Annotated in this window: 10 protein-coding genes; 6 read left to right on the forward strand and 4 right to left on the reverse strand. The window is 63.2% G+C overall.

The window, feature by feature from the left end:
• Nucleotides 1-240 precede the first annotated feature (240 nt).
• The 5 genes from clpP to E0L29_RS06815 all read left to right on the forward strand — a co-directional run bounded on the left by clpP (nucleotide 241) and on the right by E0L29_RS06815 (nucleotide 5,485).
• A complete protein-coding gene (gene clpP, locus E0L29_RS06795; protein WP_131356744.1) occupies nucleotides 241-918 on the forward strand; it encodes an ATP-dependent Clp endopeptidase proteolytic subunit ClpP in 678 nt (225 codons plus the stop codon).
• Nucleotides 919-974: 56 nt separating this feature from the next.
• Nucleotides 975-3,701, forward strand: a complete 2,727-nt coding sequence (locus tag E0L29_RS06800; protein WP_131357107.1) for a valine--tRNA ligase — start codon at nucleotides 975-977, stop codon at nucleotides 3,699-3,701.
• A gap of 133 nt (nucleotides 3,702-3,834) precedes the next feature.
• On the forward strand, nucleotides 3,835-4,734 hold the full coding sequence (locus E0L29_RS06805; RefSeq protein WP_131356747.1) for an RNA polymerase sigma factor RpoD/SigA: 900 nt from the start codon (nucleotides 3,835-3,837) through the stop codon (nucleotides 4,732-4,734).
• Between the two features lie 104 nt (nucleotides 4,735-4,838).
• On the forward strand, nucleotides 4,839-5,159 hold the full coding sequence (locus E0L29_RS06810; RefSeq protein WP_131356750.1) for a type II toxin-antitoxin system RelE/ParE family toxin: 321 nt from the start codon (nucleotides 4,839-4,841) through the stop codon (nucleotides 5,157-5,159).
• Nucleotides 5,159-5,485, forward strand: coding sequence for a helix-turn-helix transcriptional regulator (locus E0L29_RS06815; protein WP_131356752.1), 327 nt, complete (start codon nucleotides 5,159-5,161; stop codon nucleotides 5,483-5,485). Before E0L29_RS06810 ends, E0L29_RS06815 begins: the two co-directional genes overlap by 1 nt.
• A gap of 127 nt (nucleotides 5,486-5,612) precedes the next feature.
• Here the strand turns inward: E0L29_RS06815 and E0L29_RS06820 are convergent, their stop codons facing one another.
• From E0L29_RS06820 to E0L29_RS06835, 4 genes are read right to left on the reverse strand one after another with little or no spacing between them, the layout of a single operon-like run.
• Nucleotides 5,613-5,861, reverse strand: coding sequence for a CopG family transcriptional regulator (locus tag E0L29_RS06820; RefSeq protein ID WP_131356754.1), 249 nt, complete (start codon nucleotides 5,859-5,861; stop codon nucleotides 5,613-5,615).
• A gap of 41 nt (nucleotides 5,862-5,902) precedes the next feature.
• The gene (locus E0L29_RS06825) at nucleotides 5,903-6,703 is read right to left on the reverse strand and encodes an SAM-dependent chlorinase/fluorinase (RefSeq protein ID WP_131356756.1); all 801 of its coding nucleotides are present in this window, start codon (nucleotides 6,701-6,703) and stop codon (nucleotides 5,903-5,905) included.
• 4 nt (nucleotides 6,704-6,707) lie between these two features.
• On the reverse strand, nucleotides 6,708-7,790 hold the full coding sequence (gene lptG / locus E0L29_RS06830; RefSeq protein ID WP_131356759.1) for an LPS export ABC transporter permease LptG: 1,083 nt from the start codon (nucleotides 7,788-7,790) through the stop codon (nucleotides 6,708-6,710).
• A 9-nt stretch (nucleotides 7,791-7,799) separates the two neighbouring features.
• The gene (locus E0L29_RS06835; protein ID WP_242664310.1) at nucleotides 7,800-10,661 is read right to left on the reverse strand and encodes an insulinase family protein; all 2,862 of its coding nucleotides are present in this window, start codon (nucleotides 10,659-10,661) and stop codon (nucleotides 7,800-7,802) included.
• A 330-nt stretch (nucleotides 10,662-10,991) separates the two neighbouring features.
• Here E0L29_RS06835 and uvrB point away from each other — a divergent pair, with 330 nt between their 5' ends.
• Nucleotides 10,992-13,079: an excinuclease ABC subunit UvrB gene (uvrB, locus tag E0L29_RS06840; protein ID WP_131356765.1), complete on the forward strand. Its 2,088-nt coding sequence runs from the start codon at nucleotides 10,992-10,994 to the stop codon at nucleotides 13,077-13,079.
• Nucleotides 13,080-13,103: the final 24 nt, after the last annotated feature.

The raw sequence follows: 13,103 nt of genomic DNA on the forward strand, positions 1-13,103 counted from the left end.
CCCACCATGCGGGCGTGAGCAGCGCGGCCGGGACGTGGTGTGTTCGAGCGCTGTTGGCGTAACGGCCGGCCAGATCCAGGAGGAAGTTGCAAGGGGAGCGCGATTCATTTTGCAGGGGGCGGGGGAACGACGGCGCTCGGGTTTCCGTTTCTTCACGATACTGTGTATCTTCCCTAACCTCTGCCCCGGAACGAAGGGGCGGTCCCCGTTTTTATCGACCACCTAAAGCCCATACCGACAATGGCAAACATCAACTTCGGCTTCGACCACCACGCCCGCAAGCTCTACTCGGGCGCCATAGAACAGGGGATCGAGAGCACCCTCGTGCCGATGGTCATCGAGACCTCCGGCCGCGGCGAGCGCTCCTTCGACATCTTCTCCCGCCTGCTGCGCGAGCGCATCATCTTCCTCGGCACGGGCATCGACGAGCATGTCGCCGGCCTCATCATGGCGCAGCTGATCTTCCTCGAGTCGGAGGATCCCGAGCGCGATATCTACATCTACATCAACTCTCCCGGCGGCAGCGTATCGGCCGGCCTCGGCATCTACGACACCATGCAGTACATCCGCCCCCAGGTCTCGACCGTCTGCGTCGGCATGGCCGCCAGCATGGGCGCCTTCCTGCTCGCCAGCGGAGAGAAGGGCAAGCGCGCCTCGCTGCCGCACTCGCGCATCATGATCCACCAGCCCTCCGGCGGCGCCCAGGGCCAGGAGACCGACATCATCATCCAGGCCCGCGAGATCGAGAAGATCCGCCGCCTGCTCGAGGAGATCATGGCCAAGCATACCGGCCGCGACGTGGCGCAGGTGCGGGAGGATTCCGAGCGCGACCGCTGGATGAACGCGGAGGAGGCCCTCCAGTACGGCATCATCGACCAGGTGTTCCAGAAACGTCCTGCTCCCGAGAAGAAGGACTGAGCCCGGAAGCAAGAGAGAGAACACAGTACCAGCATAACCGATTCCCCGCCTTGAACATGAGCGAAGAGCACGCCCCCCGGAGCACGCCCCAGACACCCTTCAACCTCGAAAAGACCTACAGCCACGCCGACGTCGAAGCACGCTGGCAGAGCTCCCGCTGGGAGGAGCTCGGCACCTTCCACGCCGAGCACTCCCGGGTGCTCGAAGGGGGCCGGACCCCCTACACGGTGCTGATGCCGCCTCCCAACGTCACCGGCAGCCTGACGCTCGGCCACGTCCTCAACCACACCCTGCAGGACATCTTCATCCGCTACAGCCGCATGTCGGGCAAGGAGGCCCTCTGGCTTCCCGGCACCGACCACGCCGGCATCGCCACCCAGACGGTCGTCGAGAAGAAGCTCCGCAAGGAGGGGATAAGCCGCCACGACCTCGGTCGCAAGGATTTCCTCGAGCACGTCTGGCAGTGGCGGGAGGAGTACGGCGGGCTGATCGTGCGCCAGCTCAAGCGGCTCGGCATCTCCTGCGACTGGAGGCGCAACCTCTTCACGATGGACGAAGGGGCCTCGGAAGCGGTCGTCAGCGCCTTCGTCGCGCTCTACCGCGACGGGCTCATCTACCGCGGCAAGCGGATCATCAACTGGTGCCCGGTGTCGCAGACCGCGCTCTCGGACGAAGAGGTGACGATGAAGCCCCGCCGCGACCAGCTGGTCTACGTGAACTACGCGCTCGCAAAGGATCCCTCGCGCTCGATTACCATCGCCACCGTCCGGCCCGAGACGATCCTGGCGGACGTGGCCATCGCCGTCAACCCGAACGACGAGCGCTACCGCGACCTCGTCGGCGAGATGGTCGTCGTCCCGATCGCAGGCCGCCATGTACCCGTCATCGCCGACGACTACGTCGACATCGAGTTCGGAACCGGCGCGCTGAAAATCACCCCGGCCCACGACCCCAACGACTACGCCGTCGCCGGCCGGCACAACCTCCCGGTGATCTCGGTCGTCGGCAGGGACGGCCGCATGACCGACGAGTTCGGCTACCGCGGCATGGACCGGTTCGACGCCCGCAAGAAGATCATCCTGGACCTCGAGGAGCTCGGCCATCTCGACCGCGTCGAGGACTACGAGCACAACGTGGGATACTCGGAGCGGGCCGACGTGGTGGTCGAGCCCTATCTCTCGGAGCAGTGGTTCGTGAAGATGAAGCCGCTTGCCGAAGACGCGCTGAGGGTGGTGAACGATGGTGAAATCCGCTTCCACCCCCCGCACTGGATCAACACCTACCGCCACTGGATGGAGAACATCCAGGACTGGTGCATCTCCCGCCAGCTCTGGTGGGGGCACCGCATTCCCGCCTGGTACGACCCCGAGGGGCAGGTATGGGTCGCCGACTCGTACGACGAGGCCTGCCGCCTTGCCGGCACCGACAAGCTGGTGCAGGACGAGGACGTGCTCGACACCTGGTTCTCCTCCTGGCTCTGGCCGCTGACCACGCTCGGCTGGACCGGCCCGAAGAGCGACAATGCGGACCTCGGGGCCTTCTATCCCACCCAGACGCTCGTCACCGGCCCCGACATCATCTTCTTCTGGGTGGCCAGAATGATCATGGCCGGCATGTACTTCAAGGGGGACGTGCCGTTCCGGGACGTCTACTTCACCAGCATCATCCGCGACATGAAGGGCCGGAAGCTCTCCAAGTCGCTCGGCAACTCGCCCGACCCGCTGAAGGTGATCGACACGTACGGCACCGACGCCCTGCGCTTCACCATCATCTACATCGCCCCGCTCGGCCAGGACGTGCTCTTCGGCGAGGAGAAGTGCGAGCTCGGGCGGAACTTCGCCACCAAGATCTGGAACGCCTCGCGCCTCGTCTTCATGCAACGCGAGAAGCATTTCGGGGGGATGGAGGAGTTTGCCGCCTACTATGAAGGGTTCGACCCCTCGAAAGAGTCCTTCGACCTCGCCGGCCGCTGGATCCTCTCCTCCTTCGATGCGATGCTCGAGCGTTACCACTCGGCATTCGCCCAGTTCCGCATGAACGACATCGTCAAGACCGTCTACGACTTCTTCTGGGGCGACTACTGCGACTGGTACCTCGAGGCCTTGAAAGTCACCCTCCGGGAGGGCTGCCCGCCGGAGGAGGCGCGGCGTGCCGTCGCCCTCGCCGTCCACGTGCTCGAGGGCACCCTCCAGGCGCTCCATCCGGTCATGCCCTTCATCACCGAGGAGATCTGGCACTCGATCCTGCCGCGCACCGAGGCCGAGAGCATCGCCTCCTCGAGCCTCCCCCGGCCTTCCGGGTGTGTCTCTGGCGACGGCGCCTTCGAGCTCGTGCAGAAGCTCGTCACCGAGGTGCGCAGCCTCAAGGCGCTCTTCGGCGTCCCACCGGGAATGCGCGCCGAGGTGCGCCTGAAACCCTCCGGCGCCGACGCCCTGGAAGCGGTGGAGGGCGGGCTCGCCTACATCGCCCAGCTCGGCCAGTGCGAGCCGTCGCTGCAGCTCGAAGGCCCCCGGCCGGCGCACGCCGCCGCCTCGGTGGTCGACGGCCACGAACTATTTATGCTGCTCGAGGGGTTGATATCATTCGAGAAGGAACGCGCAAGGCTCCAGAAAGAGATCGAAAAGGTGACGGGCTATGTCGCCCAGCTCGAAAAGAAGCTCTCCAATTCCGGTTTTGCCGACCATGCTCCCAGAGAGGTAGTGGAGAAGGAACGCGAGAAACTCGCCGATGCGAAGGCGGGGCTCGTGAAGCTGGAGGGCAACTTGGACGTGCTCAGCGACTGAGGGCGATTCCTGATCGGGAAAATCGGCTTTTTGGTTTATCCAACGAGAGACTATATTGTAATTTTGCCGGCTTCCACGGATGCCGGCCGCGCCGGTTCAACACAAGCGAACATTCGAGGGGGAAAGAGTTTCTATGAGGCAGCTTAAAATCAGCAAACAGATCACCAACCGCGAGAGCCTGTCGCTCGACCGCTACCTGCAGGAGATCGGCAAGTACGACCTCTTGACGGCGGACGACGAGGTGCGGCTGACGAAGGCCATCAAGGAGGGCTTCGACATGCCGGTCGACACCACGGAGTACAAGCGTGCCAAGCGCGCGCTCGACAAGCTCATCAAGGGCAACCTCCGCTTCGTCGTTTCGGTCGCGAAGCAGTACCAGAACCAGGGCCTGACGCTCGGGGATCTCATCAACGAGGGCAACCTCGGCCTCATCAAGGCGGCAAAGCGCTTTGATGAAACGAGGGGCTTCAAGTTCATCTCCTACGCCGTCTGGTGGATCCGCCAGTCGATCCTGCAGGCGCTGGCCGAGCAGTCCCGCATCGTGCGCCTGCCGCTCAACCGCGTTGGAACCCTGAACAAGATCAGCAAGGCCTACAGCCAGCTCGAGCAGGAGTACGAGCGCGACCCGAACACCAAGGAGCTGGCCAACCTGCTCGACATGGATTCGCAGGATGTCGCCGACACGCTCAAAATCGCCGGCCGGCACGTCTCGGTCGACGCTCCGTTCGCCCAGGGCGACGACAACCGCCTGCTCGACGTCCTGCAGAACGACGGCCACCTGCCCGACCACGGGCTGAACCGCGACTCGCTCACGCTCGAAGTCGAGCGCTCCCTTTCGGTGCTCGCTCCCCGCGAGGCCGACGTCATCAAGTCCTACTTCGGTATCGGCATGGACAACCCGCTCACCCTCGAGGAGATCGGCGAGAAGTTCAAGCTCACGCGCGAGCGCGTCCGCCAGATCAAGGAGAAGGCGATCCGCCGCCTCCGCCAGTCGGCCTACAGCAAGGTGCTGAAGGAGTACATCGGCGGGTAGGAGAGAGCGTCCGCCGGCATAACAACAGGAAAGGCCGTTACGGAGACAATGCCGGAACGGCCTTTTTTGTTTTTAGATGGTTCTCGTAATTGCTAACTTCTCGTATGGGTTTCGATATTGAATATTTCCATCCGAGTATCGAGGCGACCATCAGTGGATGGCCCGTGAGCGTCAAGGCGGATTATCGGCGCATTTCGTTGCTGTTGACAGAATATGGTCCCCAGGTACGGATGCCTAACACGAAAGCTCTCGGGTCAGGGCTGTTTGAGATGAGGCCGAAGGGTCGGGATGGAATCGGCAGGGCATTCTACTGCTATGTCAAGGGGAAGAAAATTATTGTGTTGCATGCCTTCATCAAGAAAACCCAGAAAACGCCGCTGAAAGAGATGAGGTTGGCAAGAAAAAGATTGGAGGAGGTCCGGTAATGGAAGATTTGAAGTATCAGCCCGTACGCTATGACGTCAAGGAGGCAATCCGTAAGGATCTTCAAGATGAAGCCTTTCGCAGGGAGTATGAGGCTCTTGAGCCGAAATATGCATTGATACGCGAGCTGCTTTCCGCACGTCAGCAGTCTGGGATGACTCAGGAGGCCGTTGCAAACAAGATCGGGACGACGAAGAGCGCGATTTCGAGGTTGGAGTCAGGGGGCAAGCATGCGCCATCCATTTCCACGTTGAGGAAGTATGCCGAGGCCGTCGGTTGTGACCTGGTCATCAAGCTGGAGCCGAAGCGCAAACAGAGAGAAGCCTGATAAGTCGAGAGACGGGGAAGGCATGGAAGAGTTCATTTGCACTGCACGTGCGGCCAGTCACCCAGCGGCTGGCGACATGCACGATGCCGGAGCCGTCAGCAAGCATATCCTGCGCCGCTGAGCCTCTTCAGTCCAGACTGTTTTCAAACCGTTTCTCCCACTTTTTTAAGAGGGCTTCGCTGTCGATGACCCTTCCTGCCTTCGCGTCTTCCAGTCCTGCTTCGATGCTTTTCAGCTGCCATTCATTTTGGGTGAGATGAGGGTTGATCGCCTCTTCCGCTGCAGCCGTTTTCGTGTGGCTCGTGGCGTGGGCAAGCTCTTCAGGCCGCATTGTGGTATCGGCTTCTGTTTTGCATCTGACCTGTTCTCTGTTCATTGTCGAGATCCTGGCGTTATGAGGTGAATGGAATGAACGGCTCAGCCGCGCTCCAGGCGCACGAGGTCCCCGCGCCCGAGCCCGAAGCGATCGTGGGCGCTGCCGTTGCGGACGGCGATCTCCAGGTTCCCGAAGCTTCCCCGGTAGGCGAGCGCCTCTCCCTCCCCGGCTTCCCCGTAGGTGCCGAGCAGCGGAACGGCGGTGCCGTCCGAAAGGACCACCCTCCACGCTGCTTCTTCTCCCGCCAGCTCCGAAGGGATCGAGGTGACGAGGTTGCCGTAGCGGTCGCGGAAGACGACGCTCCCTTCCCACCCTGTTTTTCCGTCGACGGGCCGCACTCCGGGCATCGGGATGCGCCGGCACTCCTCCTGCATAATCGCGCTGCCGAGCTCGGCGATCGGAACACCTGAGGCGGCGTGGGCCGCCGCCGGGGCGAAGATGTCCCGTCCGTGGAAAGTGCTGCTTCTGAGCGGGCGCATGTAGCGCCGCTCGGTGATTTCGACAGCGGCGCCGACTTCGTGCTTTTCCAGTATCGGGGTGAAGAGCCCGTTGTCGGGGCCGATGAAGATGCGGCCTCCCGACTCGACGGCAATGGCTTTCCGCTCAGTTCCGACGCCCGGGTCGACGACGGCGACGACCACGGTCCCCTCCGGCAGCACGGGAAGGGCCCGCTCGAGCAGGAACGCACCCTGCACGATGTCCTGCGGGGGGACGGCGTGCGTGAGGTCGATGATCTGGGCCCGGGGGGTGATGGAGAGGATGGCGGCCTTCATCTGCCCGACGTAGGTGTCCTCCAGGCCGAAGTCGGTGAGGAGGGCGATGAGGGGCGGCTGCTCCTGCATGGGCTCAGTCGGGCGAGTAGCGGTAGAGGGCGTAGCCGACGCCGAGGAAGAGCAGGTTCGGCAGCCAGGCGGACAGGATCGGCGGCATGACGCCGTTGTAGCCGAAGGTGGCGATGGTCTTCTGGAGGCCGAGGAAGAGGAACCCCGCGAAGAGGCTGATGCCGATTTCGGTGGCCAGCCCGCCCCGCTTCTTCTTGGCCGAGAGCGGCACGCCGATGAGGATGATGATGAGCGATGCGAAGGGGAGCGAGAACTTGGTGTGCAGCTTCACCGAGCTGCGCTCGAGCCCCGCGAACCCCGCCTGTTTCTTTTCCGAGAGGTACTCCCAGTGGCTGTTGATGTTCATCTCGTCGGGGCGGAGGTTCAGTTCGGCGAGGGACTTGAGGGTGAGGGTGAGGGGGACGGGGAGGTGGCTGAGGGAGCTGAACCGTTCCCTGCCGCCCTCGAACGTGCGCTCCGAGACATTCGACAGCACCCACTCGCCGCTCTCCCGGTTGTAGCCGAGCGAGTCGGCGTCGAGCCTCGAGACGACGCCCTCGGGGCCGAACTGTTCGATCGAGACGTCGTCGGCGCTCCGCATGTCGGGATTGAGCAGGCCGAGCGTGACGATGCGCTCGCCCGGTTCGAGAATGTGGAGGTTGCGGCTCCTGTCCAGGTCGTTCTTCTGCTGCTTGTTGAGGTAGCGCCGTTCGAAGTCGTTGTTGCGGAAGGTCGTCGCCGGAGCCAGCCAGAACGAGTTCATGAGGTTCAGGCCGCTGATGAGCGCTCCGCCGATCATGAAGGGGTAGAGCAGCTGGCCCATGCCGATGCCCGCCGAGCGGATGGCCGGCAGCTCGCTGGAGACGGCGAGCCTTCCTGCCACAAGGATCGATGCCAAAAGCGAGCTGACGGGCGAGGTGATCAGCAGGATCTGCGGTACGGCGAAGAGGTAGTACTGCAAGATGGCTCCCCACCCCTGACCCTTGTCCATGAAGCCGTCGAGGTTCTCCACCATGTTGATGAGGGTGAAGAGCGACAGGAACGTGAGGCTCGTGAAGAGGAAGGTCCTCAGGAACTGCAGGAGGATGTAGCGGTCGAGGATTTTCATGCGCTGGACTCAGTACCCGAATATGTTTTCAAGCGAGAGCTCATGGACCTCGCCGTACTTTCTGAGCGTCTCCATATCGAGCTCTCCGCGTTTGCCGAGCACCAGCATCACATGCTTCCGGTTCCGGAAATGACGGTCGTGGAATCGCTTCACCTCTTCCAGCGTCATCTTCCCCGCCCCTTCGTAGACGTCCCTGCGGATGTCGTGCGAGAGGCCGAGCCGTATGGCGTCCTCATGGTTGAAGAGCACCTCGGTGCGGGTGAGCCGCTCGCTCGAGATCTTCTGCAGGATGCCGCTCTTGGCCGAAGCGAACAGCTCCGGCGACTCCGGCAGCTCCTGCATCAGCCCTCCGATGCCTTCGAGCGCCTCCGGCAGCTTGTCGGCCTGTGTGCCGATGTAGCTGAAAATATAATTATGTTTTCCTTTCTGCTTCGGGGTCCGGTAGACGGAAAACACCGAATAGGCCAGCGCCTTGGCTTCGCGGAGCTCCTGGAACACCACCGACGACATTCCTCCCCCGTAATACTCGTTGAAGAGTGAGATGAGCGGCACCTCTTTCGGGTCGTAGCGCTCGTCGCGCGTCAGCATGATCACCTCGGCCTGCGTCATGTCGTAATCGACGACGTAGACCCGGTTCTCCGTCTGCTCGAGCTCCTCGAACGGGTCCGCCGAGGGCGGGGCCTCCGCTTTGTCCGGGTAGCGGCGCACCGCCCTGAGTTCCCTGAGGAGTTCTGCTTCGGGCTCCGGCCCGTAGTAGAGCACCCGGTGGCCGTACTGCATGAGGGTGCGGACCTCCAGGAGGAGCTCTTCGGGGGTGAGGGCTTCGAGCTCGCTCTCCGAAAGCACGTTGGTGAACGGGGAGCGCGGGCCGTACTTGCCGTAGTTCGCCATGGCCTCGAACAGGATCTTGCGCTTGGAGAGCTTGTCGTCGGAGCGCTCCTTGCGGATGCCGTCCTTGAGCTTGCGGAGCGCTTCGGGGTCGGGGCTTGCGCTGGTGAGGAGCGTTTCGAGCAGCCGCAGCGCCTGCGGGAAGTTCTCCCTGAGGCCCGAGAGCTTCAGGTAGACGAAGTTCTCGGAGGTGAAGGCCGAGAAGCTGGTTCCGAGCCGGTAGAGCTCGCGGCTGAACTCTTCCGGGGAGAGCTCCGGGGTGCCGAGGTAGGAGAGGTAGTCGAGGGCGAACTCGATGTTGCGGCTGTGGTTCTTGCCGGTGTCGAAGACGTAGTAGAGCGAGTAGAGGTCGTTCTCCCGGTTCTCGACATAGCGGAGCTCGACGCCCTCGGCGACCGTTTCGAAGCGGATGTCGCGCCGGTAGTCGAGGAAGACCGGTTCGGTGCCTTTCGACTCCATGGCGAGCAGCTCGCCGGCGAACGAAGAGAGTGTGTCGCGGTTGACCTTCAGCGGGGTGATCGGGGGCTTCTGGATCTTGGCTTCGCTTTTCGGGGTTCCGTGTTCCTTGAGGATCTCGACGTAGTTCCGGCGGTAGTGCTCGCGTGCGAAGTCGACGAGCTCTTCCTTCGTGATCTTTCCGAGCCGATCGATCTGCGAGCTGTACTGCTGCCAGTCCATGCCCCAGATGAAGGCGTCGACATAGGCCTCGACCCTGCCGCGGTTGCTTTCGTAGAGCTTGAGCTGCTCGATGCGCAGGTCGTTCACGGCGGCTTCGAGCAGCCAGTCGGGGAAGTCGCCCTCCTTCAGACGCTCGACCTGCTCCTGCAGGAGAGTGGACACCTCCTCGAGCTGCTGGCCCTCACGCGGCTTGGCGCTGAGGATGTGGGCCGAGTAGTCCTTCATCAGCACCAGCATGGAGCCGGCGTCGAGCACCCGCTGCTTCTGGTTGAGGTTCAAGTCTATCAGCCCCGCCGTCTGGTTGTAGAGCACCTTGTCGAGCAGGGTGAGCATGTCCGCGTCGCGGGTGTTGACCCCTCCGAACCGGTACCCGATCACCACCTCTTCGGCTTCGGGTCCCTTGACGCGGACCACTTCGGGTTTTTTGATCGGCGCTTCGACGGGCGGCACGAAAATCGGCAGCTCCTTCGGCTCGAGGACCGAGAACTTCCTCTCGATGAGGCGGATGGTCTCGTCGGGGTCGAAGTCCCCTGCGATGCAGAGCGCCATGTTGTTCGGTACGTACCAGGTGCGGTAGTAGTCCATGACGTTCTTGATGGAGGGGTTCTTCAAATGCTCCGCCCTGCCGATGGTGGTCTGGGTGCCGTAGGTGTGCTTCTTGAAGAGCCCGGCGAAGAGGTTCTCCCAGATCTTGCGGCTGTCGCTGTCCATCGTCATGTTCTTCTCCTCGTACACCGTTTCGAGTTCGGTGTGGAAGAGCCGCATGACCGGGTTGCGGAACCGTTCGGCCTCGATCGTGAGCCACTGCAGGAGACGGTCGGAGGGGATGTCGTTGAGGTAGACGGTCTGTTCCACCCAGGTGTAGGCGTTGGTGCCCTGCGCGCCGATGGAGTTGAGCAGCTTGTCGTACTCGTTCGGCACGGCGTAGCTGGCCGCAACGTTCGAGACGCTGTCGATGTCGCGGTAGATGGCGGCCCGCTTTTCGGGATCCTCGGCCGCGCGGTACTGTTCGTAGAGCTCGGAGATCTTTTCGAGCTCCCGGTGCTCTTTCTCGTAGTCGAGCGAGCCGATCGAGTCGGTCCCCTTGAAGAGCATGTGCTCGAGGTAGTGGGCCAGGCCCGTGGTCTCTGCCGGGTCGTTCTTGCTGCCGGCCCGGACGGCGATGGAGGTGTAGATCCTCGGCTCGTCGCGGTAGGGGCTCATGTAGACGGTGAGGCCGTTTTTGAGGGTATATATCCTGGTGTGGAGGGAGTCTCCGGATATGGTCCGGTAGGGGAGGCCAGGGGTGTCGGCGGTGCTGTTCATAGTCGGCTTGCAGGAGGTTACAAAGAGGAGGATGGCCCCGGCGGCGAGCAGAGAAACGAGTATGCCCTGCACGGAACGGTCGGCAGCTCTTCGGGGTGAAAAATTAAAATGGGATTTATGGGGCATAATTGCAACCGTATCCGTGTGGCTTCAGTCACCATGGGGCGCGGCATCAGCCGGATCCCGGTGGCGGGCTATCTTCAATGATATCGCATATCGGGATGAAGAACTAACAATTGACCGGAATAGTTCTTTTATTACGGAACAAACGGCCGGATTCCGGATTTTGCGGAGCGGCCCCGAACATCATCTATCCAGCAGGAACAGCGAGTGGCAAAGAGTGGAGAGGGCACGGGCGAGGAACAGGGCATCTACCGGCTGAGAAGCCCGTACGAGCCGGCAGGCGACCAGCCGAGGGCGATCGCGGAGCTTTCGGAGGGGCTGCGCCAGGGCAGCCGGTTCCAGACGCTGCTCGGCGTGACCGGATCGGGCAAGACCTACACCATCTCGAACGTGATCGCCCGGGCCGGACGCCCGGTGCTCGTCATGAGCCACAACAAGACGCTGGCCGCGCAGCTCTACGGCGAGCTCCGCCAGTTTTTCCCGGACAACGCCGTCGAGTACTTCATCAGCTACTACGACTTCTACCAGCCGGAGGCCTACCTCCCCTCCATCGACAAGTACATCGCCAAGGACCTGCGCATCAACGACGAGATCGAGCGGCTCCGGCTGAAGGCGACGAGCGCCCTGCTCAGCGGCCGTCGCGACGTGATCGTGGTCAGCTCGGTCAGCTGCATCTACGGACTGGGTTCGCCGGAGGAGTGGAAGAGCCAGATCATCGAGCTGCGCACCGGCATGCGGCGCGAGCGGGACCAGTTCCTCCAGGAGCTCGTCTCCCTCCACTACGTGCGTGACGACGTGGAGCCGGGATCCGGAAAGTTCCGGGTCCGCGGCGACATCGTCGATCTCGTGCCGGCCTACGACCAGCTCGCGCTGCGCGTCGAGTTCTTCGGCGACGAGATCGAGAGCCTGCAGACCTTCGACCCCTCGAGCGGGGAGATCCTCGGCAGCGACCCCTACGCCTTCATCTATCCCGCCCGGCAGTTCGTCGCCGGCGAGGAGCAGCTGCGGCGCGCCATGCTGAAGATCGAGGACGAGCTGGCCGGAAGGCTCAACGAGCTGCGCGAAGCGGGGCGGTTCGTCGAGGCGGGCCGGCTCGAGGAGCGCACCCGCTACGACCTCGAGATGATGAAGGAGCTCGGCTACTGCTCCGGCATCGAGAACTACTCGCGCCACATCGCCGGACGCAAGCCCGGCGAACGGCCCTACTGCCTGCTCGACTATTTTCCTGAGGACTACCTGGTGGTGGTCGACGAGTCGCATGTCACCCTGCCGCAGATCCGCGGCATGTACGGCGGGGACCGTTCGCGCAAATCCATCCTCGTCGAGCACGGCTTCCGCCTGCCCTCGGCGCTCGACAACCGCCCGCTGCGTTTCGAGGAGTTCGAGGAGATGGTGCCGCAGGTGATCTGCATCAGCGCCACGCCGGGCGATCTGGAGCTGGAGCGTTCGGGCGGCGTCGTCGTCGAACAGGTGGTGCGCCCGACCGGGCTGCTCGACCCGCCGGTCGAGGTGCGTCCCGTCAAGGGCCAGATCGACGACCTCCTTGCCGAGATCCGCCGCCACACGGGGCGCGGCCAGAAGGCGCTCGTCATGACGCTCACCAAGCGCATGAGCGAAGACCTCAACGACTTCCTCCGCAAGGCCGGCGTGCGGTGCCGCTACCTCCACTCCGAGATCAAGAGCCTCGAGCGGATGCAGATCCTGCGCGAGCTGCGCACCGGGGAGATCGACGTGCTCGTCGGCGTCAATCTCCTGCGCGAAGGACTCGACCTGCCGGAGGTGTCGTTCGTGGCGATCCTCGACGCCGACAAGGAGGGGTTCCTGCGCAATACGCGCTCGCTCATGCAGATCGCCGGCCGTGCCGCGCGCAACGTCGAGGGCACGGTCGTGCTCTACGCCGACACCATCACGCGCTCGATCCGGGAGGTGCTGGACGAGACGGAGCGCCGGCGCCGGATCCAGAAGGAGTACAACGAACAGCACGGCATCACCCCGCGCTCCATCCAGAAGTCGGTCGAGGAGATCCTCGACACGACGAGCGTCGCCGACGCCGAAGAGCGCTACCGCCGCAGGCGCTTCGGCCTCGAACCCCGTCCCGAACGCTTGCTTTCGGGCGTGCTCGACTCCATGAGCGCCGAAGAGCGCCTGGCGATGTCGGCCGAGCTCCGGCTCGAGATGCAGCGTGCCGCCGAGTCGATGGAGTACGAGAAGGCGGCCTACCTGCGCGACGAGATCGTGCGGCTCGAAGAGCGCGGGGAGGGTGCAACCGGAGGGGAGCAGGCGGGCGGCGGCTGAGGCCGCGCTCTTTTTTCTTCCGCC

Source organism: Chlorobium sp. N1, from assembly GCF_004332115.1.
In the GTDB taxonomy this organism is placed as follows: domain Bacteria; phylum Bacteroidota; class Chlorobiia; order Chlorobiales; family Chlorobiaceae; genus Chlorobium.